This window comes from Falsiroseomonas sp. E2-1-a20 (genome assembly GCF_051433195.1).
Classification (GTDB): Bacteria; Pseudomonadota; Alphaproteobacteria; order Acetobacterales; family Acetobacteraceae; genus Falsiroseomonas.
On sequence record NZ_JBHMFT010000018.1, the window covers coordinates 23,587 to 46,835 of the forward strand.

Below are 23,249 nucleotides of genomic sequence, written 5' to 3' on the forward strand. Positions count from 1 at the left end.
CCTGCCAGCGACAAACAAATGCCCATCCGCGACTACTCCCCCTCCGCCAGCAGCGCCGCGTCGCCGCCTGCGGCCGCGGTGTTCACGCTGACCACGCGCTCCGTCATGAAGCGCGGCAGGTAGTGCGGGCCGCCGGCCTTCGGCCCGGTGCCCGACAGCCCCTGCCCGCCGAAGGGTTGGCTGCCGACCACGGCGCCGACCATGTTGCGGTTCACATAGACATTCCCCGCCGGCACCGCCCGCGCCACCTGTGCCGCGAAGCCGGCGCGGCGACTCTGCACGCCGAGCGTCAGCCCGTAGCCGGTGCCGGCGAGCGAGCGCAGCAGCGCCTCCAGCGCCGACCCGCGCCAGCGCACCACATGCAGGACCGGGCCGAAGACCTCCTGGGTCAGATCCTCCGGCCGCCGCAGGTCCACGATGCGCGGCGCCAGGAAGTTGCCCGGTTCGGGGGCCGGATGCCGAAACACCTCCCGCGCCCCCGGCGGCAGCTTGTCCAACCAGGACAGGATGCGCGCCTTCGCCTCGGCATCGATCAGCGGGCCGAGATGGGTCGCCGGGTCGCGTGGGTCGCCCATGCGCAGTTCCGCCGCCGCGCCGGCGATCATCTCCAGCATCCGGTCCGCCGCGTCCTCCTGCACGCACAGCAGCCGGAGCGCCGAGCAGCGCTGGCCGGCGGACCGAAAAGCGCTGGTCAGCACGTCGTCCGTCACCTGTTCCGGCAGCGCCGTCGCATCCACCACCATGGCGTTCAGCCCGCCGGTCTCCGCGATCAGCGGGACGATCGGCCCGTCCTTCGCCGCCAGCGCCCGGTTGATGGCGCGCGCCGTGGCCGTGCTGCCGGTGAAGGCGATGCCCGCGATGGCGGGATGCGCCACCAGCGCCGCGCCCTCCGCCGGCCCGCCGGGCACGACCACCAGCACGCCCTCCGGCAAGCCGGCTTCGGCCAATGCCCGCGCCGCGAGCGCGCCGATGCGCGGCGTCTGCGGCGCCGGCTTCGCCACCACGGCATTGCCCGCCACCAGCGCCGCCGCCACCTGGCCGAGGAAGATCGCGAGGGGAAAATTCCACGGCGAGATGCACAGCACCACGCCGCGGCCCGACAGCGTCAGCAGGTTGCTCTCGCCCACCGGGCCGGGCAGGGCCGTGGGGGCGGCGACGCGTTCGGCTTCCTCGGCGTAGTAGCGGCAGAAATCCACCGCCTCCCGCATCTCGGACAGGGCATCGTCGAGCGTGCGAAAACCTTCATCCTGGATCGCCGCGATGAAGCTGCCGCGGCGCTGTTCCAGCAGATCCGCCGTGCGGCGCAGGATGGCGGCGCGGGCGGCGACGGGGGTGGCGTTCCAGGCCGGGAAGGCGGCCTGCGCGCGCGCCACCGCATCCTGGGGCGTCACCAACGTGGCGGCCGGCAGCGGCGGCGCCGAATCGCGTTCGGCCAGCAGCCCGGCCAGGGCGCGGCGGTCGCCGAATTCCACGCCGCGGCTGTTCGGGCGGGTGGCGAACAGCGCGCCGGGCCGCTTCACCCGCGGGTGCCGCGGCGGCCCCTCCGCCAGCGGTACGCCGGGATGGCGCAGCAGGCGTTCCAGCGGCAGCTCCTCATCGGCCACCGCCGCGACGAAGCCGCCATTGGCGCCGTTCTCCAGCAGCCGGCGCACCAGGTAGGCCAGCAGATCCTCATGCACGCCGACCGGCGCGTAGATCCGCAGCGCCACATCCGGCCGTGCCTTCGCGAGTTGCGCATACAGCGCCCCGCCCATGCCATGCAGCCGCTGGAATTCGAATTTTTGCACGCCGACGCCCCGCGCTTCGGCAAGGGCCAACGCCTCCGCGACGCTGCCGGCATTGTGGGTGGCGAACTGCGGGAAGATGCGTCCCTGCTTCGCCACGTCGAGCAGCGCCGCCGCCTGCGTCAGCCAGGCGAGATCCGTCGCCGCCTTGCGGGTCCAGACCGGGAAATCCTCGAGCCCCCGCTCCTGCGCCCGCTTCACCTCCGCATCCCAATAGGCGCCCTTCACCAGCCGCACCATCAGCCGCCGCCGCGTCGCCGCCGCGCGATCCGCGAGCCAGGCCACCACGGCACCGGCGCGCTTCTGGTAGGCCTGCACGGCCAGCCCCAGCCCCTCCCACCCCGCGAGCGAGGGCTCGGTCAGCAGCCGGTCGAACACCTCCAGCGACAATTCCAGCCGGTCGGCTTCCTCCGCATCCAGGGTCAGGTTCAGGTCATGCGCCCGCGCGGCCTGCGCCAGCCCGATCAGGTCCGGCAGCAACTCGGAAAAAACCCGGTCGCGGGACACCGCCTCGTAGCGCGGATGGATGGCGGACAGCTTCACGGACAGCCCCGGCCGCCCCGGCAGCGAACCCTGCGCGGCGCGGCCGATCGCCTCGCAGGCCGCATGGTAGGCGCCCAGGTATTTCCGGGCATCCGCCGCCGTGCGCGCGCCCTCCCCCAGCATGTCGTAGGAATAGCGAGCGCCCTTCGCTGACCGCCCCAGCGCATCCTCGATGGTCTCGCCGAGCACGAACTGCCCGCCCATCAGCCGCACCGCGCGCCGTGCCGCGTTGCGCACCGCCGGCACGCCGAGCCGCCGGACCATCGGCCCGAGCACCCCGCCCGGCGTCTCCCCCGGCCCGACCAGCCGCGAACCCACCGCCAGCGCCCAGCCGGAGGCCGCCGAGGCCCAGCCCTCCGCGTGCTTGTCCCAGGCCCCTTCGGACAACTTCTCCGCGATCAGCGCATCGGCGGTGGCGTCGTCCGGCACCCGCAGCAGCGCCTCCGCCAGCGCCATCAGCGCCAGGCCCTCCCGCGTCGAGAGCGGCCAGCCGCGCAGGATCTCCTCCACCGCCAGCGGCCCGCCACCCTCCCGCGCCGCGCGGGCGAGGTCGAGCGCGAGCGGCATCGACTCCGGCCGGGGTGGCGGGGCGGCGGCGAGCAGCGCGGCGCGCGCGGCTTCCTCCAGCGGGGCATAGGGCGCGTCGAAGATCGTCATGGCGCACAGCATGCCGGGCGATGCGCCGTGGATGGAGCGGCATTTTCGCCGCTATATCCGCCGGATCAACGGTGGATTGCCATATGGACCACGAAATCGACCGCATCGACCGGAGGCTCCTGGCGCTGCTGCAGCGCGAGGGCCGCGCCACGGTGGCGGAACTCGCGACCCGCATCGGCCTGTCCCCCAGCGCCGCCTCGGAACGCCTGCGCCGGCTGCAATCCGGCGGCCTCATCACCGGCTGGGGCGCCCGGCTGGATGCGGCGAAGGTCGGGCTCGGCCTGCTGGTCTTCGTCGAGATCAGCCTGGACCACACCACGCCCGATGCCTTCGAACGTTTCGCCGTGGCGGTGAAGCGGGTGCCGGAGGTGCTGGAATGCCACATGGTGGCCGGCGGCTTCGACTACCTGATCAAGGCCCGGCTCCGCGACATGGCGGCCTACCGCCGCTTCCTCGGCGACGTGCTGCTCAGCCTGCCCGGCGTGAAGAGCAGCCACACCTACGCCGTGATCGAGGAAGTGATCGCGGAGGCGCCGCTACCCCTGTGATGCTCCGCGTTGTGCGGTTCTGGTCGGGGGTGCGGGCGATGTCGGATGCGCGGGCTATGGGCCGGTTCCCGGTGGTGCGGATGCTGGCGCGGAACTGGTGGCTGTTCCTGCTGCGCGGGGTGGCGGGGATCCTGTTCGGCATCGTGGCCCTGCTGGTGCCGGGCCTGGGCCTGGCCTTCATCCTGGGCTTCCTGGCGGCCTTCCTGGCCATCGACGGCGCCTCCTCGCTCGCCCAGGCCTGGCGCGGTGGTGCCGACCCGCAGAAATCCAAGACCTGGCTGTGGATCGACGGCATCGCATCGCTGGTCGCGGCGGCGGCCCTGCTGCTGCTGCCCGTGGTCTCCGCCGTGGTGCTGGTGCTGCTGGTCGCCGCCTGGTCGATCGTCGCCGGGATCACCCGGCTGGTGCTGGCCTTCCGGTCCGGCAGCGTGATGCTCGGGCTGATCGGCGCGCTGGCGATCCTGGTCGGCGCCTGGATGGTGGTGGCACCCGGGCCGGGACTGCTGGCGCTGATCTGGCTGGTGGCGTTCCAGGCGATCTTCGCCGGCGCGCTGTTCTTCGGCCTCGGCTGGCGGCTGCGGCGGATCGCGAACGATCCGAACGGGCCGGACGCCGAGACGGATCAGGTCCGCGGCTGATCCTTCCGGCGCCGCAGCCACCCCGCCAGCGGCGTCTGGCTCAGCAGCAGGAAGGACATGCCGCCGATCAGCACCAGCGACAGCGGGCTGGTGAACATCTCCTCCAGGAAGAAGCCGAGGTCGTCGCCCACCGAGATCACCGCGCGGCGCCAGGACACATCCATCATCGGCCCGAGGATCATGCCGAGTACCACCGGCCCCACCTGGAAGCCGTACATCTTCAGCAGGTAGCCGAAGATGCCGAAGCCGAGCATGAAATACACGTCCACCACGCTGTTCTGGATGGCGTAGGTGCCGACCACGGACAGCACCAGGATCAAGGGGATCAGTACCGATGGCGGGCATTCCACCATCTTGGTGAAGGCGCGGATGCCGGTCAGGCCGAAGACCAGCAGGAAGATGTTGGCCAGCGTCAGGTTGCCGACGGTGAACCAGAACAGGTGCGGCGTCTCGATCATCAGCATCGGGCCGGGCTTCAGCCCGTGGATGAACAGTGCGCCGATGATAACCGCGGTCACCGCATCGCCGGGAATGCCCAGCGTCAGCATCGGGATATAGGCGCCGCCCACCGCCGCGTTGTTCGCGGTTTCCGGCGCCACCAGCCCTTCATAGGCGCCCTCCCCGAACGGGACGGAGGGGTTCTTCACCGTGCGCTTCGCCTGGTCGTAGGCCATCAGCGCCGCGATGTCGCCGCCGGTGCCGGGCAGCGCGCCGATCACCACGCCGATGACGGAACTGCGCAGCGACAGCGGCAGGTATTTCCGCACCAGCTTCCACGGCGGCACGATGCGCGCTACCTTCTGCTTCACCGGGACGGCATGCCGGTGGTGCAACTGCACCAGCGCCTCCGCCACGCCGAACAGGCCGATCATCGCCGCGACATAGGGGATGCCGCCCATCAGCTGCACGGTGCCGAGGGTGAAGCGGCCCTCCGCCGTCATCGGGTCCAGCCCGACCATGCCGAGTGCGACGCCGAGCGCCCCGGCATACAGCCCCTTGGCGAGGGATTCCCCGGACAGGCTGCCGACCAGCAGCAGCCCCATCACCGCCAGCAGCAGGTAGTCCCGCGGCGCGAACAGCAGCGCGAAGTCGGAGATCACGGGCGCGGCCACCGCCAGCGCCAGGATGCCGACGAAGCCGCCGACCACCGACATCACGGTGGACAGCCCGATGGCGGTCCCGGCCTCGCCACGCTTCGCCAGCGGGTAGCCATCCAGCGCGGTCGCGATGGCCGCCGGCGCGCCGGGGATGTTCAGCAGGATGGCGGTGCGGGAGCCGCCATAGACGCCGCCGGTGAAGACGCCGGCGATCAGCGCCAGCGCGTCGTTCACCTCCCAGCTGAAGGTGAAGGAGATCAGGATGGCGGCCGCCATGGTCACGGACAGGCCGGGGATGGCGCCGACATAGATGCCGGCCAGCGTGCCCGCCGCGGTCAGCAGCAGCAGCGACGGGTCCAGCCAGGACAGCAGGAAGAAGCCCAGCGCCTCGTTCATTGCAGCAGCCCCGGGGGCAACACCCCGCGCAGCAGCCAGCCCTGCGGCAGCACCACGGTGAAGATCATGCGGAACACCACATGCACCACCACCACGGACACCAGCGCCAGCAGCAGCGCGAAGCCGAACCCGCCGCCGCGCAGGAACCAGATGATGGCGGTCAGGAAGCCGAGCGTCGCGAGATGAAAGCCCAGCGGCTCCAGCACCAGCATGTAGGCCGCGATCAGCGCGACGGACACCGCGATGTCGCGCGGCGCGATGCGCGTGGCGAAGCCGGCCTCGGGCGCCGACAGCGCGCGGTTGCGCAGCAGGATGGCAAGCGCCGAGGCGGCCATCACCGCGCCGGCCGCCAGCGGCATGATGCCGGGCGCGCTGACCGCCTCCAGCCCCTGCAGCCGCACACCCTCCGCCATCACGCCGAGGCTGAGCAGCAGCAGGACGAAGCCGAACAGGGTCTCGCCCGGCTCGCGCCGCCGGCGTGCCTCAGCCATGCCGGGTCAGGACGGCCGCGGGATGTTGAGCTCCGCCGGGCTGGTCCGCGCGGCGCCGGCCTCCTGCAGGATCCAGGCGGTGACGGACTGCCAGCGGGCGAGGAAGGCATCGGCCTCGGCGCCGGAGATGTTCATCACCACGTTGCCGTTGTTGGCCATCAACTGGGTGAATTGCGGGTTCGCAGCCCCGGTGCGGAAGGCCTCAGCCAGCCTGTTGCGCGCCGCCTCCGGCGCATCCCGCTTCACCCAGACGCCGTAGAACGACCCCCAGGGCAGCAGCCGCCCGAGTTCGGGAAAATCCGCCGTGGCGGGGGCGACGCCGGGCAGGCTGGCGAGCGGCGTGTCGTTGAACACCGCCAGCGCCTTCAACCGCCCGGCGCGGACATGTTCGGCAACCGCGCCGGACCCTGCCGCCATCCAGTCCGCATGGCCGCCCTGGATCGCCGTCAGGCCCGGACCCTCGCCATCGAAGGGCACGGAGATGTGGCGGAACGGGCCGGTGGAGGCGATCATGGTGCTGACCACATGCGCCTGGCCGCCCGGGCCGGTGCCGGCCATGCGGATGCGGCCCGGATTGGCGCGCACATCCGCCACCAGGTCCTTCAGCGAATTCCAGGGCTTGTCCTTGTTCGCCACGATCACCGGCACGCTGCGCGCCAGCAGGCACACCGGGTAGAAATCCGTGTAGTCGAGGCGGGAGATGTTCAGCACCCGGTACAGCAGCGGGTTCTCCGCGCCGAACAGCAGCGTGTAGGCATCCGCGGGCTGGCCATGCACATAGGTCAGGCCGATGGCACCGGTGCCGCCGGTGCGGTTCTGCAGCACGATCTTCTGGCCGAGCGCCGCTTCCACATGCGGCGTCACCGCGCGCACCGTCAGGTCCGTGGCGCCGCCCGCGCCCCACTGGATCACGCCGAGCAGGTCGCGCGCCGGAAAGTCCTGCGCCAGGGCGCTGTTCGTGCCGAGCAGCGGCAGGCCGGCCATTCCGGCCAGCAGGGTCCTGCGATCCATTTCCGTATCCTCCCCTTGTGTCAGGTCTTCGTTTCCCGCCCGCAGGCTGCCACGGCTGGCGCCGGCTTTCCAGACACGGCAAGGCGCATTGGCGTTGGCCGCACGCAGGGCTATCGGTGGCGTCATGCTCCAGCGACTTGAGTCCCTGGCCGATGGCACGGCCTATGACGTGATCGTCCTCGGCGCCGGCGGCGCCGGCATGGCAGCGGCGTTGTTCGCCGCCATCGAGGGCCAGCGCGTGCTGCTGGTGGAGCGCACGGAATTCCTGGGCGGCACCACCGCCTGGTCCGCCGCCACCACCTGGGTGCCCAACACGCAGCATGCGGAGGGCTCCGGCGACAGCCCGGAGCAGGCCGCCACCTTCCTCGACCACGCCGTCGGCAACCACGCCGGCGCCGCGCTGCGCCAAGCCTTCCTGGAGGCCGGCCCGCAGGCCATCGCCTGCCTGGAGGCGCAGACGGAGGTGAAATTCCGGGCCCGGCCGCTGCACCCGGACTACATCCAGGAGGTGCCGGGCGCGGCGCTGCGCGGCCGGGCGCTGGAGCCGCTGCCCTTCGATGGCCGCGCGCTCGGCCCCCTGTTCCCCCTGCTGCGGCCGCCGATCCCGGAATTCACCGTGCTCGGCGGCATGATGGTGGACCGCGACGACATCGGCCACCTGCTGCACCTGCGCCAGCCCGGGAAACCCGGCTTCTGGCAGGCGGGTCGCCATGCCGCGCGCCTGCTGGCCCGCCACGCGCTGGACCGGCTGCGCGGGCCGCGCGGGACGCGGCTGGTGATGGGCAATGCCCTGGCCGGGCGGCTGCTGCTGTCGCTCGCCCGGCGTGGCGTCGATATCCTGGTCGCGACGCAAACGGAGGCGCTGCTGCGCGAGGCGGGCCGCGTCACCGGCCTGGTCATGACCCAGGCCGGCCTGCGGCGGCAGGTGACGGCGCGGCGCGGCGTGATCCTGGCGACCGGCGGCTTCAACCGGCACCCGACCCGCCGGGCCGAGATGCTGCCGCGCCCGACGCCGGAATTCAGCCCCGCCGCGCCCGGCCATACCGGGGAGATGCACGACCTGGCGCTTGGGGCCGGCGCCCGCTACGGCGAGGGCGGGATGGATACCGCCTTCTGGGCGCCGGTCTCCGTCCGCACCCGGCGCGACGGCAGCACCGCCGTCTTCCCGCATTTCGTGCTGGACCGCGGCAAGCCCGGCATCATCGCGGTGAACGCCGCCGGCCGCCGCTTCGTCAACGAGGCCACATCCTACCACCTGTTCGCCCGCGCCATGTTCCGGGCGCACGAGACGGTGCCGAGCATCCCCTGCTTCCTGGTGACGGATGCGGAGGGCATCCGGACATACGGCCTCGGCATGGTGCGCCCCGGCGGCGGCGGTTTTGCCGCCTTCCTGGCGGAAGGCTACCTGCACCAGGGTGCGACGCTGGCGGCGCTTGCCGGCAAGCTGGGCGTGGACGCGGCGGGGCTGGAGGACACGGTGGCGCGGATGAACCGCTTCGCCGAGGCGGGGGAGGACCCGGATTTCGGCCGCGGCAGCACCGCCTACCACCGCGTCAACGGCGATGCCGCGCATGGTCCGAACCCGAACCTCGGCCCGATCGGCACGCCGCCCTTCTACGCCGTGAAGCTGTGGCCCGGCGACATCGGCGCCGCGACCGGGCTGGTGACGGATACCGCGGCGCGGGTGCTGGACGGCGCGGACCGGCCGATCCCGGGCCTGTATGCCGTGGGCAACGACATGCACTCGATCATGGGCGGCGCCTATCCCGGCCCCGGCATCACGCTCGGCCCCGGCATCACCTTCGCCTGGATCGCGGCGCGGCACATGGCGGGTCACTGACCCAGCAGGAAATCCACCATCATCGCGCGGCCGGCGGCGAACATGCCGATGCCGGTCTGCGTCCCGCACCCCATCGCGCGGGCGGCGTGCAGCAGCGGCGTCACCTCCGGGCTGGTGATCACCTCGCCCACGAACATGCCGGGCGCCAGCCGGTCCGCGCGGAACGGCAGCGGATCGCCGGGCGCCATGCCGGCGGGGGTCGCGTTGACGATCAGCTCATGCCCTGCGGGATCGTCGCTGCCGGCGCGCAGCACCGCCGGGCCAAGCCCGGCCAGGCGCGCCAGCAGACGGTCGCGCCGCGCCACATCGGCATCATGGATCGCGAGTTCCGCGACGCCCGCCTCCACCAGCGCCAGCGCGATCGCGGTGCCGGCACCCCCGGCGCCCGCCATCAGCGCGCGGCGGCCACGCGGGTCGTAGCCCGCCGCCGCCAGGCCGCCGACGAAGGCCGCGCCATCCGTCATGTCGCCATGCCAGCCGCCATCCGCGCGGCGGCGCAGGATGTTGACGGAGTTCAGGAAGCCGGCGCGGTCCGTCGTGCTGGCGCAATGCGGGAACGCGGCGAATTTATGCGGCACCGTCACCACGATGCCGTCGAGGTTGCCCGCATGGCGCAGGCCCTCCATCAGCGCATCGACATGCGCCGGCGCGACCTGCATCGGCACCAGCACCGCATCCCGCCCGCGCGCGGCAAATTCGCGGGAAATGCCGCCGGGCGACTGCACCTGCGCGATCGGGTCGCCGATGATGACGTGCAGCCGCGTCGCGCCGGACAGTTTCGCCAGCATCAGGTCGCGACCTCCACCAGCACCGGCACGTGGTCCGAGGCCTTGGCCCAGCCGCGCGCATCCTTCAGCACCGTGTGGCTGCGCAGCCCGCCCGCCAGGTCCGGCGAGACCCAGACATGGTCCAGCCGCCGCCCACGGTCCGAGGCGCGCCAATCCGCCGCGCGATAGGACCACCAGGTGTAGAGCTTCTGGTCCGCCGGCACGAAGTGGCGCAGCGCGTCGTGCCATTCGCCCGCGCGCATCATCTGCGTCAGCGCCGCGGTCTCCACCGGCGTGTGCGACACCACGTCGAGCAACTGCTTGTGCGACCAGACATCGTGTTCCAGCGGCGCGATGTTCAGGTCGCCCACCAGGATGGCGCGCCGGAAGCCACCGGCCGCGTGGCGCGAAGCGGACCAGGCCGTGGCCTCCGCGACGAAGTCCAGCTTGTGCGCGAACTTCACGTTCTTCTCGCGGTCGGCGATGTCGCCGCCCGCCGGGATGTAGAAGTCGTGCAGCTCCACCGGCCCGCCTGGCGCATCCAACTCCACCGCGAGGTGCCGGCAATCGCCCTTGCCGCACCAGTCGGGGTCCGCGCCGTCGCGCAGCGCGAAGGGAATCCGGGACAGGATGGCGACGCCGTTATAGCCCTTCATCCCGCGCACCGCGCGATGTTCGAAGCCCAGCGCCGCCGTGCCCTCATGCGGGAAGTGCTCGTCGGGGCACTTCGTCTCCTGCAGGCAGATCACGTCGGGCGACAGCGCCGCGACGAGATCGGCCAGCAAGGGCAGGCGCAACCGGACCGAGTTGATGTTCCAGGTGACGACCCGCACAGGATCAGACGATCTTCACCGTGACGGTGCCGACGCCCTCGACCATGCCTTCCAGCAGGTCCCCGCGCACCACGGCCGCGACGCCTTCCGGCGTGCCCGTCATGATCAGGTCGCCCGGCTCCAGCCGCACCAGGCCGGACAGGTTGGCGATGACTTCCGGCACGGACCAGATCAGCTTCGACAGGTCGGAGGTCTGCGTGACCTTGCCGTTCACCTTCAACTCGATCCTGCCCTTCGAGGGATCGAAACCCTCGGCCGGGACCAGCAGGCCCATCGGCGCGGATTTGTCGAAACCCTTGCCCATGTCCCACGGACGGCCGGTCTTCTTCGCCTCGTTCTGCAGGTCGCGGCGGGTCATGTCGAGGCCGCAGCAATAGCCCCAGACATGCTTCAGCGCATCCGCCTGGCTGATGTCCACGCCGCCGGTGCCGATGGCGACGACCAGCTCCATCTCATGGTGCAGCGACTTGCTGGCGGGCGGGTAGGGCATGTCGGCGCCGTTCACCACCACCGCGTCGGCCGGCTTGGTGAAGTAGAAGGGCGGCTCCCGCGTCGGGTCGCTGCCCATCTCGATGGCGTGCTCGGCGTAGTTGCGGCCGACGCAGAAGATGCGCCGCACCGGGAAGGACCCGCCGCCCTTCACGGGCAGGCTGGCCTGGGCGGGTGGGGGGATGACGTAGTCGGCCATGATGCGGTCCTTCGGTGGTCGCGGCGGACCATAATCCGGCCCGGCTGGCACGCAAGGGTGCGCCCCTATCCCACCGTCACCCGCCACATGTAGCGGCGGCTTTCCCCGGCGCCGAGCATCTCCATCCCCGGCTTGGCCCAGATGTCGCCCCAGAACTGCGCCGGGTCGGCATAGCCGGCCCAGGGCTCGATGCAGAGGAACTCGGCGCCCGGCTTCATCCACAGGCCGAGGTGGGAAAATCCCTGCCAGGACAGCGCCAGCGCCGGCGCGCCCTGCGCCGTGTAGCGCAGCCGGCGGCTGGCCGGGTTCAACAGGATCATCGCGCTCGGCCGGAACAGATCCTCCCGCAGCCCGAGGTTGCGGCCATGCACGGGCAGCGGCTGCGGCGTGGCGTCGATCAGGCCGTTGTCGTCCAGCCGCCAGACCGGGCCGGATTCATCCTGCTCGAACTCGATCCGGTGCGCGGCCTTGCCGCCGGCCCCGGGCAGCGGCCAGCGGAAGGCGGGGTGCGCGCCGAGCGAGAAGGGCAGCGTGCCCTCGCCGGGGTTGGTCACGGTGTAGGACACGGTGAGGCTGGCGCCGTGCAGCGCGTAGGCGATCTCCAGCCGGAAGCCGAAGGGGAAGACGGCGCGCGTCGCGGCGCTGTCCACCAGCAGGAAGCGGCAGGCGGCGTTGCCCTGTTCCACCAGCTCGAACCGGCTGTCGCGGGCGAAGCCGTGCTGGCCCATCGGGTAGACCTCGTGCCCGATGCGCAGCGTGTCGTCGCGCAGGCGACCGACGAAGGGAAACAGCACCGGCGAATGGCGCGGCCAGGCGGCCTCCGCCTGCCACAGGAATTCGCGCCCCGCGGCGTCCTTCAGGCTGGCCAGCTCCGCCCCCTCGGCCTTCACCACCACCGAAAGGTCGCCGGAGCCGAGCTTCACGCGGTCGGTCATTGTGCGCGGCCAGTGGGCAGGCGGCCGGCATCGCGGCGCTGGTCGTAGGCCTTGGCATGCAGATGGGCCAATTGCAGCAGGTCTCCGGGAAGGTTCGCCGCACGCGCGGCGTCGCACAGGAAGCCGAGGATGTGGTCCGCCTCGGTGCGCCCCCCGGCTTCGAGGTCGCGCAGCATGGAGGCGGTGTAGGCGCTGCCAGGGTCGGAGAACAGCGCGCGATAGCTGGCGAGGAATTCCGCCGACATTTCGTGCCCGTGCGCGGCGGCGATGGCCGCATTGCCCTCCAGCAGCGCCAGAAGAAATGGCGTGCCGCCAGCTCGGGAAATCTCGCCGACGCTGGCGCGCATCAGCACGGTGCCGGCGGCGACGGTGCCGAGATGCACCAGCTTCTCCCACATCCGCCGCTGGATGTCCGGCACCGCCTGCGCCACCAGGCCGGGCGCGCTGCCGAGCGCCTTTGCAAGGGCGGCCGCGCGTCCATCCATGGCACCGTCCTGTTCGCCGAAGGTCAGCCAGTGCCAGTCGTTGAGGTGGCGCACGGTGCCATCCGGCTCCAGCGTCGCGGCGCATTTCGCCAGGCCGCCCCAGACGCGGGATGCGCCGAAGGCGGCGTTCAGCGTGGCGATGTGGGCGATGCCGTTCAGGATCGGCAGCACGCAGGCTCCGGCATCCACCGCGGGCCGGATGGCGGCGATGGCGCTGTCCAGATCATAGGCCTTGCAGGACAGCAGCACCGCGTCGAAGCCCGGCCCGGCGGCCGCGGTGGTGGCGACGGTACGGTCGATGTCGCCGAAGCTGCTGCGCACCCGCAGCCCATCGCGCGCCAGCACCGCCGCACGGCCCGGCCGCACCAGGAAGGTGACATCCAGCCCGCGTTCCAGCGCCCGCCCGCCGAAATAGCCCCCGAGCGCGCCCGCCCCCAGCACCAGCATCCGCATTCGAAGGTCTCTCCGCTTTGGCGCGGAGCAATCCCCAGCGCGCCGGCCCTGTCCAGCCCTCGGCCGGAAATGAGACCGCCGCCATGCACGGGAGCATGGCGGCGGCTTCGGGCGTGATGCACCGGGAGAGGGGGCGGCGCATCCCGCCGAAGTGGGTTGGTCAGCGCATCCCGCCGGAGGCAGGTCTCACCGCCTCGCGGCGATGTCGAGGATCTCGGCCGAGGGCAGGCCGGCCACCGCGCCCATCGCGGTCAGGCGGCCATTCGCCAGGTCGATGCCGTGCAGCGTGCCATGGGCGAGCACGTAGCCCATGTTGCCGCCCTGGCCGTCCGACAGGATGTCGAAGCCGACGCCGACCGGCAGGCTCATGCCGAGCATGCCCTTCACCTGCTGCACGCCGTCATTCGGCGGCGCCTGCAGGTTGTAGGCGCCGAGCAGCGTGTCGATCGTGTAGAGCGCCGTCGTCGGCGCGCCGGGTTGGCCGGCAGCCGGCGCACCGGCGGGCGGCGCGACGCTGTTGGTGTAGGCGCCGGCGGTGATGCGCGGCGTCGTCTCGGCCTGCGGCGAGCCGACCTGGTACTTCTGCTGGCCGTCGCGCACGACTTCCCCGGTGTCCACGTTCACGCGGAAGTTCACGCCGGACATGCCCATCAGGCGCAGCCGGTTGGCGACCGGGTTGAAGTCCACCACCGCGCGGCCACCGCTCTCGAACGGCATGTTGAGGCGCGAGACCTGCGTGGCGCGGCCATTCGCCACGTCGATGGAGACGATCTGCCCGCGCTCCGTCACGCCGTACAGCTTGCCGTCCTGCGGCCGCTGGTCGATGCCGAGCAGGCGGCCATCGGTGCCGGTCACGCGCACCGGGGCACCGGCGCGGCGCGTCTCGCTGTCGAAGCTGACGAGGGCGTTGTCGGCGGTCAGGGCGACGAGGGTAGCGGCATCGGCGGCGGTGGCGGCCTGCACGGCGGCGATCATGCCGGCGGCGGCGATGGCGGTGCGAAGGGTCGGGGTCATCGGTTTCTCTCCGTGTACATCTTGCGAGTGCCGTTACGGCGTCTCTGGATGCGTTACGGAGCGCGGTGCCGCGTGGATGCAGCGCCGAGAGAAATTATTTCAGGTGCCGCTCGCCGGCGCCAGGCGCCCGATGAACAGGATCGGCCCGGTCGGGCGACCGATCGGCGAGCCACCCGGCGGTTCCAGCGTGATCTCGATCAGCATCCCCGGGCTTGGCTGGATGGTGCTGGGCGACACGCTGATGCGGCCCTGCGCCGGGATCAGGCCGAGCGAGGTCGGCGCCGTCGCGCCCTGCGGCAGCGCCCACAATTCCAGCACGCGGCCCTCCGGCGCCGGGCGCGGGTTCAGCGAGGCGAGGCGCAGGCCACCCTGGTCGGCCTCCACCAGCCAGGCCGGCTGGTCGCTCTCGGTCAGCAGCACGGTCATCAGCCGCGGCGCGGGCTCCGGCTGCAGCAGGATGAAGGCGGCGAGGCCGGCGGCCAGCGCGCCGGCGCCCAGCGCGCCCGCCCGCCACCCCCCCAGGGCGCCTTCGCGCCACGGGTCCAGCAGGGAAGACCACCAGGGTGCCTTCCTCGGTGCCGCCTTGGCGGGGGCCGGGTCCAGCGCAGCCTCGATCCGCGCCCACAGGTCCGGCGGCGGCGCTTCGGGCGTGGCCAGTGCCGTGAGCGGCGCGAGCCGCGCCTCCCACGCCGCCACCGCCTCGGCCAGCGCCGCATCGGTCGGCAGCGCGGCGGCCACCGCGGCGGCCTCCCGCGCCTCCAGCGTGCCGAGCACGTATTCGGCGGCCAACGCGTCGCGTTCCTCGGGAGTCATGCCAGGCACTCCCGCAGCCGCAGCAGGCCGCGCCGGATCCAGGCCTTCACGGTGCCGAGCGGCAGATCCAGCCGGGCGGCGATCTGCGCGTGGCTCAGCCCGTGCACGAAGGCCAGCACGATGCCGCGGCGGTTGCGTTCCTCCAGCGTCGCCAGGCATTGCCGCAGGCGCCGGCCCTCGGCATCCGCGGCGACTCGGTCCAGCGCATCGGCCTCCACCGGCTGGTCACCCAGCGCTGGGTCGTCGGTCGGGATCTCCCGGCCCCGGGCGCGGGCCAGGTCGAGGGCCGCATGGCGGACGATGCCGCCGAGCCAGGCCTCCGCGGTGCCGCGGGCCGGGTCGAACTGCCCGCACTTGTTGGCGATGCGCAGGAAGGCGTCGTGCAGGGCGTCGGCTGCGGCCTCACGGTCGCGCAGGATGGCGTTGGCGACGCCGAACAGCCGCACCGACTGGCGTTCATACACCGCCCGCAACGCGGTCCTGTCGCCACCGGCAACGGCGGCGAGAAGGGGGGAGAGGTCGCTGGCGGCATCCATGCGTGGGCAGGATGACCATGCCGCGCCCGTGCGGGCAAGACAGCGGGCCGATCATGGCATGCGGATTGCGTGGCGCGGGGTCTCGATGCAGCAGGCCGATGGCGGCATGCTGCCGTGCGACAAGGCGCCCGAAGCGCCGGACCCGGAGGTTTCCATGAGCGCTCCCCTGCCCCGCAACCGTGGATCGAGCCCGGCATGACCGATGGTCCCAGCCTGGCGGCCATCCGCGCCAGCGCCTTCGTCCCCCATGGCGAAACGCGCATCCATGGCGCCGCCTCAGGCCCGCTCGCCGGCCTGACCTTCGCAGCGAAGGACCTGTTCGATGTCGCCGGCACCCGCAGCGGCTGGGGCAATCCGGACCGGCTGGCGGAGGCTCCGGTCTCCGCCACCTCCGCCAGTGCGCTGCTGCCGGCCTTCGCCGCCGGTGCCACGCTGGTCGGCAAGACCCACACCGATGAACTGGCCAGCGGGCTGTTCGGGGAGAACCCGCATTACGGCGCCCCGATCAACCCGCGGGCGCCAAACCGCGTGCCGGGCGGGTCTTCCTCCGGCTCCGCCGCCGCCGTCGCCGCCGGGCTGTGCGACTTCGCCTTCGGCACCGATACCGGCGGGTCCGTCCGCGTGCCCGCCAGCTTCTGCGGGCTGTACGGCATCCGCACCAGCCATGGCCGCGTCTCGGTGGCCGGGGTCATGCCGATGGCGCCGAGCATCGACACGGTGGGCTGGTTCGCCCGCGATGCCGCGCTGCTGCGCCGGGTGGGCGAGGCGTTCTTCGGCCCGGCCCGGCCCTGGACGCCGCGGCTGATGCTGGCCGGGGACGCCTTCGAGGTGGCGCTGCCGACGCTCGGGGCCGCGCTGCTCGATGCCGCGCAGGGCCTGGGCCGGGCGGAGAGCGTGACGCTGTACGAGGACGGCCCGGCGCATTGGCTGGACACCTTCCGCCCGCTGCAACTGGGCGAGCTGTGGGCTTCGCACGGGACCTGGGCGATGCAGCCCGGCCGCCGGCTCAGCCCCGCGGTGCGCGACCGCATGGCGCAGGCCGCTGCCGTGACCCCCGCCGAGATCGCCACGGCATGGCGCGAGCGTGAACGGCTTGCCGCGCGGATGCGGGCGCTGCTGGGCGAGGACGGCGTCCTGGTGATGCCGACGGCGCATGACCTGCCGCCGCTGCGGGACGCGCCGGTTGCCGCGCAGATGGCCTTCCGGGACCGGACCCTGGCGTTGACCTGCGTTGCCAGCCTGTGCCGGCTGCCGCAGGTGAACATCCCGGCCGGCACGCTGGACGACGTGCCGATCGGCCTCTCGCTGATTGCCGCGCCCTACCGCGATGCGGAACTTCTGGTGGCGGCGGAGGCGCTGGCGCTGGGCTGATCCGGTGTGGGAAAGGCGCAACCTGCGCCCGCCAAGGGCGGGCCAGCGGCCGAACGGCGGCCGCGCCCTATGGCGCGCAGCCAAGCGGCCGGAGGCCGCGCCGGCGCCTGAGGCCTCGAATCACGTCTCCAGCATGCGGCGCAGCAGTTCGACATCCTCGGCGAAGGCGCTGTCCGCCTGCATCAGCTCCGCCACCCGGCTGACCGCGTGCATCACGGTGGTGTGGTCGCGCCCGCCGAAGCGGCGGCCGATCTCGGGCAGGGACCGGCTGGTGAGCTGCTTCGCCAGGTACATGGCCACCTGCCGCGGCCGCGCCACGGCGCGCGCCCGGCGGGGGGAGGACATGTCGGTCAGGCGGATGTTGTAGTGTTCCGCGACGCGCTTCTGGATTTCCTCGATCGTCACCCGGCGGTCATGCGCGCGCAGGATGTCGTGCAGGACTTCCTGGGCGCCTTCCATCGTGACCGGGCGGCCGAACAGGTTGGCGTGGGCGATCAGGCGGTTCAACGCACCTTCCAGCTCCCGCACGTTGGAGGTGATCTTGTGCGCCAGGAACTCCATCACCTTGGCCGGTACCGGCACGCCCTGCGTCACCGCCTTGGTCTGCAGGATCGAGATTCGCAGCTCGTAGGTCGTGGCGTGCAGGTCGGCCACCATGCCGCAGCCGAGTCGGGTGCGCAGCCGGTCCTCGATTCCGGACAGATCGGACGGTGATTTATCCGCGGAGACGATGATCTGCTTGCCGGCGTCGATCAATGCATTGAAGGTGTGGAAGAATTCTTCCTGTGTATTGTCCTTGCCGATCAGGAACTGCAGATCGTCGATCAACAACACATCGACGCTGCGCAGCGATTCCTTGAACTCCATCGTGCTCTGGCTGCGCAGCGCGGCGATGAAGCGGTACATGAATTTCTCCGCCGACATGTAGGCGACGGTCAGCGGCGGCCGTCCGGCGGCCACGGCCATCTCCCGGATCGCCCAGGCGCTGGCATGCATCAGGTGGGTCTTGCCCAGGCCGACGCCGCCATACAGGAACAGCGGATTGAAGCCGGGGCTCGCCGGACGCTCCGCCACCCGGCGGGCGCAGGCATAGGCGAATTCGTTCGGCTTGCCGACCACGAAGCTGTCGAAGGTGAAGCGCGGGTCGAGCGGCGCCGACCATTCGCTGCGGCTTTCCGCCCGGGGCTCCGGCGCCCGGCCCAGCGGCTCCGCCAGGCCCGTCTGTTCCGCGGGCTCGGCCAGTTGCCTGGCCGTCACGCGCGGCGGCCGAGCGTCCGGCGAGGCAGGCTGGCGAGAATATGCGCCATTTTCCGTGGCTTCCGTGGCTTCCGGCCGCGGCTCGGCGGCACGTGCCTCGGGCTGCACCCGGAAATCCAGACGGCGGATGGCGGGCAGTTCGGCCTGCCACAGCGCGCGCAGCCGGTCGCCATAGTGACCGCGCACCCAATCCCGCAGGAAGCGGGTCGGCAGCAGGATGGTGGCTTCCTCGCCCTGCACCGCGGCGAGGGTCATCTGGCGCAGCCAGGTCCGGTATTCGACCTCGCCCACCTCCTCCTTCAGCCGGCCGCGGATGCGGGCCCAGACCTCGGCCAGTTGGGTGGCGGAGGACGGAGATGACGGCCCGACCGCATGCTCCATGTGCTGCACCTGCCAACCTCATTGACCCTTGCGGGCGCGCTGCGTGTGACCGATCGGCACCGGGGAATCCGGCCGTGAAGAAAGCCGCGCACCGGACATCCCGGCTTGCTGCGACCCTCGGAAGGCTACCGCGACCCCGTCGACCGGCGCAAATGATTACTGGCGGGTTCGCAGATTACGGCGGCGCCACAAAAGAACAGGCGAAGCCGCCGGAACTACATTTCGCAACGACAACAGCACGCATCCCGCCTGTCGGAAGGTTGCGCGCCATGTCGTCGGGAAGGGCAGGATCAGGGTCGGCCCATTGGCCAGACCCTGGGGGGCGTCAGGCCTGGGCGGGGGCGCCGATGGCCTTCACGCGGGCAGACAGGCGGGACAGCTTCCGCGCCACAGTGTTGTCGTGGAACACGCCCTTGTCGGCGGCGCGCTGCATTTCCGGCTGCGCGGCCCGCAGCGCTTCCTGCGCCACGGCCTTGTCGCCACCGGCGATCGCCTGTTCGACCTTGCGGATGAAGCCGCGGACGCGCGAACGGCGGGCGCGATTGCGCTCCGTGCGCTTCTCGGTCTGGCGGATGCGCTTGCGTGCGGAAGCCGTGTTCGCCATGGCGGTGTTGTCTGACCAGTCAATTGTTGCGGGTGCCGGGGGCGGAAGCCACCAGCCAAGGCCGGGTTACTACCCCCCGGGCCGCGCGGGAGTCAATGCGCGCGTGCCCGCGGGCCTGCCGATGCCTCAGCGGTGGCGGAAATCCGGGCGCCGCTTCTCGGCGAAGGCGGCCATGCCTTCCTTCTGGTCGGCGGTCGCGAACAGCGAATGGAACAGCCGGCGTTCCAGCCGCACGCCTTCGCGCAGCGTCGTCTCGAAGGCCGCGTTCACCGCCTCCTTCGCCATGGCGACGGAGGGTGCGGACAGGCTGGCGATCTTCTCGCCCATCTTCAGCGCCTCCGGCATCAGGGCCTCCAGCGGCACCACCCGGCACACCAGGTTGGCGCGCTCGGCCTCCGCCGCATCCATCATCCGGGCGGTCAGGATCATCTCCATGGCCTTCGACTTGCCGATGGCCCGCGTCAGGCGCTGGCTGCCGCCGGCGCCGGGGATGATGCCGAGGTTGATCTCCGGCTGGCCGAACTTGGCGTTGTCCGCCGCCAGGATCAGGTCGCACATCATCGCCAGCTCGCAGCCGCCGCCCAGCGCGAAGCCGGCCACCGCGGCGATCACCGGCTTCTGGATGCGCAGCACATCCTCCCACCGCTTGCCGATGAAATCGTCGAAATACACCGCCGGGAAGTCGCGGCCCTTCATCTCCTTGATGTCCGCCCCCGCCGCGAAGGCTTTCGGGCTGCCGGCCAGGACGATGGCGCCGACGGCGGCATCGGCGTCGAAGGCGCGCAGCGCCTCGCCCAGCTCGGTCATCAGCTGGTCGCACAGCGCGTTCAGCACCTGCGGCCGGTTCAGCGTGATGACGCCGACGCGGCCCTGCGTCTCGACCAGGATCATCTCATAGGACATGCGGCGTTCCCTTTCATCGTGTGTTCACCGTTGCGTGCGGGCGCAGTAGAAGCTGCTCCGGCCGGATTGCACAATTCGCGAAACGCCGGCGCAGCCGCCGGCCTCGAGGCCCGGGCACAGCGGGCAGGGCTGGCCTTCGCGGTCATAGACCGAGAACCGGTCCTGGAAACGGCCCAACTCGCCATCCGCCCGGACATAATCCCGCAGGCTGGAGCCGCCGGCGCCGATCGCCTCCTCCAGCACCGCCTTGATCGCCGGCACCAGCCTGCCGGCCCGGACGCCGGGGATGGTATGCGCCTCCCGACGCGGGGAGATCCCGGCGCGGAACAGCGCCTCCGCCACATAGATGTTGCCGAGCCCTGCCACCACGCGCTGGTCCAGCAGCGCCGCCTTGATCGGGGTGCGCTTGCCGGCGAGGGAGGCGGCCAGGCTGGCCACCGTGAACCCGTCCTCCAGCGGCTCCGGCCCCATGCCCGCCAGCAGCTTGTGGGACTCCTCCGCCACGGTCGGCACCAGGTCGATGCAGCCGAAGCGGCGCGGGTCGACGAAGCCGATGCGGGTGCCGTCCGCCGTCTCCATCACCAGGTGCTCATGCGCCACCTGGTCCTCCCCTGGCGGGTTGTTGTGGCCGCGGGCGTCGGAGGCGGCGCCCTGCGGCCCCAGCCACGGCACGGGCGCCGCCGCCATCGGGCGTGCCACCATCCGCCCGGACATGCCGAGATGGATCAGCAGGCTCTCGCCGGTATCCAGCCGCGCCAGCATGTACTTGCCGCGCCGACGGAAGCCGGTGACGGTGGCGCCGGTCAGCCGCCGGCCCAGGCCTTCGGGGAAGGGCCAGCGCAGGTCCGGCCGGGTGGTCTCGGCGTGGCGGATGCGCCGGCCCTCGAGCACCGCCCGAAGCCCGCGCATCACCGTCTCCACCTCCGGCAACTCGGGCATTTTTTCCTCGTGCTGCCGCGGCCTTGTTGCACGGCGGGACGCTTGCTTGCCCGCGGGCGGCGCGCACGGCAAGGTAGCTCAATGAGCGATACGACGGATTTCGGCTACCGCGAGGTGCCACGCGGCGAAAAGGCCTCCCTGGTGCGGGAGGTGTTTTCCAGCGTGGCGCCCAGCTACGACCTGATGAACGACATGATGTCGCTGGGCATCCACCGCATCTGGAAACGCATCTTCGTCAATGCCATCGCCGCCTCGCCGCGGGAGACGCTGCTGGACCTGGCCGGCGGCACCGGGGACATCGCCTTCGGCGCGTTGGAGAGGGGCGCGAAGCGGGTGATCCTGACCGACGTGAACCCGGCGATGCTGGAGGTCGCGCAGAAGCGGGCGCTGGACCGCGGCATCACGCAGGGCCTGGAATTCGCCGTGGTGGACGCCGAGCACATCCCGCTGCCGGACCGGAGTGTCGAGAAAGTTTCCATCGCCTTCGGCCTGCGCAACTGCACCGACAAGGACGCGGTGCTGCGCGAGGCCCGGCGCGTGCTGCGCCCTGGCGGGCGCTTCCACTGCCTGGAATTCTCCAAGGTGGGGATCGAGCCGCTGGCGCGGATCTACGACACCTGGTCCTTCAAGGTGCTGCCGGAGATTGGCGCCCGGGTGGCGAAGGATCGCGAGAGCTACGAATACCTGGCCGAGTCCATCCGCCGTTTCCCGGACCAGGAGACGCTGGAGGACATGATGCGCGACGCCGGGCTGGAACGCGTGGCGCATCGCAACCTCTCGGGCGGCATCGTGGCCATCCACAGCGGCTGGCGGCTGTAGCCCTGGAGGAGGCCGTCCGCGCCCGCGTTACCGCCGCCTTCGCCGCGCAGGGCTTCATGGCCACGCTCGGCGGGCGCCTGGTGGCGCTGGAGGCCGGCGCCTGCACCATCGAGGCGGATTTCAGCCCCGGCCTGACCCAGCATCACGGCCTGTTCCACGCCGGCGTGCTGACAACGCTCGCGGACAACGCCTGCGGCTTTGCCGCGATGAGCCTGTTGCCGCCCCAGGGACCGGGCGGCGGGGAGGTTCTGAGCGTCGAGTTCAAGTGCAGCTTCCTGCGCCCGGCCCGGGGCGCCACGGCCGTCGCGCGCGGCCAGGTCCTCAAGCCCGGCCGCACCCTCAGCTTCTGCCGCGCCGATGTCTTCGTGCGGAATGCCGGCGGGTCGGACACGCTGGTTGCCACCATGCTGGCCACCATGATGGCAGTCTCCCCGGAACGGCGCTGAGGCGAAACGAGCCCGTCGGAGGAATTGACGGCGCGCGTCGCCCGGCGAGAGGGCTCGGCTGTATACATAAAAAATGCGACAAGTATCAGCATCTTGCCAAAACCATTTCGCTTGGCATGCTTCCTGCTCTCTCGTGGCTACCCCGAAAGGGGAAACGAGAGGACCAAACAAGATGAAAACCCCAACGACCTTCCTGGCTGCGACCGTCCTGGCAGCCGGCCTTGCGCTCGCCGCCGGCCCGGCCAAGGCCGCCATCATCTACGCCGGCAACTTCAGCGGCACCGAGTGCGGCGGCGCGGGTGGCTTCAGCAACTGCTACGCCACCACCACCGGCACGCAGCAGGGCGCCACCCCCGGCGCCTCCCCCACCGTCTACAAGCGGGAATCCGGCGGCGGGCAGGCCTTCAGCAACAAGTTCCCGACCATCACGGGAAGCGAGTTCGTGGTCAGCCTGAACAACGCGACCAACGAACTCAGCTTCACCTACACCCCTGGTGCCAGCGACCCGGAGATCCACTACTTCGCCATCAAGCAGGCGAACGGCTTCGCGCTGTTCTACGACCTGACGACGGCGATCACGTCCTTCACCGCCGACCTCGACACCTACTTCCCGGGCAATCCCGGCTTCTCCCACATCACCTTCTTCGACACCAACGGCAGCACCACCCCGCCGCCGCCGCCGACCCCGGTGCCGGAGCCCGCGAGCATGGCGCTGTTCGGCGCCGGCCTGCTCGGCCTCGGCCTCGCCCGCCGCCGGCGCCGCCAGCAGGCGTGATGCCAGACGCATGAAGGGTTCACCTTCATGCTCCCCGGCGCCGGATCCCCAGTCGCCGGATCCTCGGTCGCCGGATCCTCGGTCGCCGGATCCTCGGTCGCCGGACCCTTGGTCGCGGGGCACGCGCTGGATTCGCGGCAGGGGCGGCGGCGGCCATTCGGCCGTTCGCCGGCCCCTGCCGGTTGACGCATCTCATGGCCGCGTGCCCCATTCAGGTCCTATCAA

Annotated in this window: 23 protein-coding genes; 7 read left to right on the forward strand and 16 right to left on the reverse strand. The window is 71.5% G+C overall.

Going from position 1 to position 23,249, the window contains the following annotated elements:
* Window positions 1–32: 32 nt before the first annotated feature.
* Entirely contained in the window at window positions 33–2,984 is a 2,952-nt protein-coding gene (locus tag ACFHPP_RS20155) for an L-glutamate gamma-semialdehyde dehydrogenase (protein ID WP_437165031.1), read from the reverse strand.
* 83 nt (window positions 2,985–3,067) lie between these two features.
* On the opposite strand from ACFHPP_RS20155, the gene ACFHPP_RS20160 reads away from it, so the two are divergent.
* Window positions 3,068–3,532 (forward strand): Lrp/AsnC ligand binding domain-containing protein, encoded by a 465-nt coding sequence (locus ACFHPP_RS20160; RefSeq protein WP_437165032.1) that lies wholly within the window; start codon window positions 3,068–3,070, stop codon window positions 3,530–3,532.
* Complete coding sequence (locus ACFHPP_RS20165; protein ID WP_437165107.1) at window positions 3,532–4,170, forward strand: HdeD family acid-resistance protein; 639 nt, start codon at window positions 3,532–3,534, stop codon at window positions 4,168–4,170. The genes ACFHPP_RS20160 and ACFHPP_RS20165 overlap by 1 nt, the downstream gene beginning before the upstream one ends.
* On the opposite strand, the gene ACFHPP_RS20170 is transcribed toward ACFHPP_RS20165, so the two are convergent.
* The 3 genes from ACFHPP_RS20170 to ACFHPP_RS20180 are packed head-to-tail and all read right to left on the reverse strand — an operon-like array spanning window position 4,155 to window position 7,165.
* Window positions 4,155–5,663, reverse strand: coding sequence for a tripartite tricarboxylate transporter permease (locus ACFHPP_RS20170; RefSeq protein WP_437165033.1), 1,509 nt, complete (start codon window positions 5,661–5,663; stop codon window positions 4,155–4,157). The genes ACFHPP_RS20165 and ACFHPP_RS20170 overlap by 16 nt on opposite strands.
* Window positions 5,660–6,154: a tripartite tricarboxylate transporter TctB family protein gene (locus tag ACFHPP_RS20175; protein WP_437165034.1), complete on the reverse strand. Its 495-nt coding sequence runs from the start codon at window positions 6,152–6,154 to the stop codon at window positions 5,660–5,662. Before ACFHPP_RS20175 ends, ACFHPP_RS20170 begins: the two co-directional genes overlap by 4 nt.
* 6 nt (window positions 6,155–6,160) lie before the next feature.
* Complete coding sequence (locus ACFHPP_RS20180) at window positions 6,161–7,165, reverse strand: Bug family tripartite tricarboxylate transporter substrate binding protein (protein WP_437165035.1); 1,005 nt, start codon at window positions 7,163–7,165, stop codon at window positions 6,161–6,163.
* A 124-nt stretch (window positions 7,166–7,289) separates the two neighbouring features.
* On the opposite strand from ACFHPP_RS20180, the gene ACFHPP_RS20185 reads away from it, so the two are divergent.
* Window positions 7,290–9,005, forward strand: a complete 1,716-nt coding sequence (locus ACFHPP_RS20185) for an FAD-dependent oxidoreductase (RefSeq protein ID WP_437165036.1) — start codon at window positions 7,290–7,292, stop codon at window positions 9,003–9,005.
* On the opposite strand, the gene ACFHPP_RS20190 is transcribed toward ACFHPP_RS20185, so the two are convergent.
* The 8 genes from ACFHPP_RS20190 to ACFHPP_RS20225 all read right to left on the reverse strand — a co-directional run bounded on the left by ACFHPP_RS20190 (window position 8,999) and on the right by ACFHPP_RS20225 (window position 15,529).
* On the reverse strand, window positions 8,999–9,793 hold the full coding sequence (locus ACFHPP_RS20190; protein WP_437165037.1) for a shikimate dehydrogenase family protein: 795 nt from the start codon (window positions 9,791–9,793) through the stop codon (window positions 8,999–9,001). The genes ACFHPP_RS20185 and ACFHPP_RS20190 overlap by 7 nt on opposite strands.
* A complete protein-coding gene (locus tag ACFHPP_RS20195) occupies window positions 9,793–10,605 on the reverse strand; it encodes an exodeoxyribonuclease III (RefSeq protein ID WP_437165038.1) in 813 nt (270 codons plus the stop codon). The genes ACFHPP_RS20190 and ACFHPP_RS20195 overlap by 1 nt, the downstream gene beginning before the upstream one ends.
* Window positions 10,606–10,609: 4 nt before the next feature.
* Entirely contained in the window at window positions 10,610–11,293 is a 684-nt protein-coding gene (locus ACFHPP_RS20200) for a fumarylacetoacetate hydrolase family protein (RefSeq protein ID WP_437165039.1), read from the reverse strand.
* A 65-nt stretch (window positions 11,294–11,358) separates the two neighbouring features.
* Window positions 11,359–12,228, reverse strand: coding sequence for an aldose 1-epimerase family protein (locus tag ACFHPP_RS20205; RefSeq protein ID WP_437165040.1), 870 nt, complete (start codon window positions 12,226–12,228; stop codon window positions 11,359–11,361).
* Complete coding sequence (locus ACFHPP_RS20210) at window positions 12,225–13,166, reverse strand: 2-dehydropantoate 2-reductase (protein ID WP_437165041.1); 942 nt, start codon at window positions 13,164–13,166, stop codon at window positions 12,225–12,227. Before ACFHPP_RS20210 ends, ACFHPP_RS20205 begins: the two co-directional genes overlap by 4 nt.
* Before the next feature lie 186 nt (window positions 13,167–13,352).
* A complete protein-coding gene (locus ACFHPP_RS20215) occupies window positions 13,353–14,180 on the reverse strand; it encodes a DUF4394 domain-containing protein (protein ID WP_437165042.1) in 828 nt (275 codons plus the stop codon).
* Window positions 14,181–14,279: 99 nt separating this feature from the next.
* Window positions 14,280–14,993, reverse strand: a complete 714-nt coding sequence (locus ACFHPP_RS20220; RefSeq protein ID WP_437165043.1) for an anti-sigma factor — start codon at window positions 14,991–14,993, stop codon at window positions 14,280–14,282.
* Complete coding sequence (locus ACFHPP_RS20225) at window positions 14,990–15,529, reverse strand: sigma-70 family RNA polymerase sigma factor (protein WP_437165044.1); 540 nt, start codon at window positions 15,527–15,529, stop codon at window positions 14,990–14,992. The genes ACFHPP_RS20220 and ACFHPP_RS20225 overlap by 4 nt, the downstream gene beginning before the upstream one ends.
* 195 nt (window positions 15,530–15,724) lie before the next feature.
* On the opposite strand from ACFHPP_RS20225, the gene ACFHPP_RS20230 reads away from it, so the two are divergent.
* On the forward strand, window positions 15,725–16,900 hold the full coding sequence (locus tag ACFHPP_RS20230) for an amidase (protein WP_437165045.1): 1,176 nt from the start codon (window positions 15,725–15,727) through the stop codon (window positions 16,898–16,900).
* A 120-nt stretch (window positions 16,901–17,020) separates the two neighbouring features.
* Here the strand turns inward: ACFHPP_RS20230 and dnaA are convergent, their stop codons facing one another.
* The 4 genes from dnaA to mutM form a co-directional block, all read right to left on the reverse strand.
* Window positions 17,021–18,538 carry a chromosomal replication initiator protein DnaA gene (gene dnaA, locus ACFHPP_RS20235; protein ID WP_437165046.1) on the reverse strand — a complete coding sequence of 506 codons (1,518 nt, stop codon included), beginning with the start codon at window positions 18,536–18,538 and terminating at the stop codon, window positions 17,021–17,023.
* Between the two features lie 325 nt (window positions 18,539–18,863).
* Window positions 18,864–19,142 (reverse strand): 30S ribosomal protein S20, encoded by a 279-nt coding sequence (gene rpsT / locus ACFHPP_RS20240; RefSeq protein WP_430670628.1) that lies wholly within the window; start codon window positions 19,140–19,142, stop codon window positions 18,864–18,866.
* 126 nt (window positions 19,143–19,268) lie between these two features.
* Window positions 19,269–20,045, reverse strand: a complete 777-nt coding sequence (locus ACFHPP_RS20245) for an enoyl-CoA hydratase (RefSeq protein ID WP_437165047.1) — start codon at window positions 20,043–20,045, stop codon at window positions 19,269–19,271.
* Between the two features lie 24 nt (window positions 20,046–20,069).
* Window positions 20,070–20,984, reverse strand: a complete 915-nt coding sequence (gene mutM / locus ACFHPP_RS20250) for a bifunctional DNA-formamidopyrimidine glycosylase/DNA-(apurinic or apyrimidinic site) lyase (RefSeq protein ID WP_437165048.1) — start codon at window positions 20,982–20,984, stop codon at window positions 20,070–20,072.
* An 81-nt stretch (window positions 20,985–21,065) separates the two neighbouring features.
* Between mutM and ACFHPP_RS20255 the strand changes: the two genes are divergently transcribed.
* The 3 genes from ACFHPP_RS20255 (at window position 21,066) to ACFHPP_RS20265 (ending at window position 23,024) form a co-directional block, all read left to right on the forward strand.
* Window positions 21,066–21,803 carry a class I SAM-dependent methyltransferase gene (locus ACFHPP_RS20255; RefSeq protein ID WP_437165049.1) on the forward strand — a complete coding sequence of 246 codons (738 nt, stop codon included), beginning with the start codon at window positions 21,066–21,068 and terminating at the stop codon, window positions 21,801–21,803.
* 56 nt (window positions 21,804–21,859) lie between these two features.
* A complete protein-coding gene (locus tag ACFHPP_RS20260; RefSeq protein ID WP_437165050.1) occupies window positions 21,860–22,249 on the forward strand; it encodes a PaaI family thioesterase in 390 nt (129 codons plus the stop codon).
* Between the two features lie 172 nt (window positions 22,250–22,421).
* The gene (locus ACFHPP_RS20265) at window positions 22,422–23,024 is read left to right on the forward strand and encodes a PEP-CTERM sorting domain-containing protein (RefSeq protein ID WP_437165051.1); all 603 of its coding nucleotides are present in this window, start codon (window positions 22,422–22,424) and stop codon (window positions 23,022–23,024) included.
* Window positions 23,025–23,249: the final 225 nt, after the last annotated feature.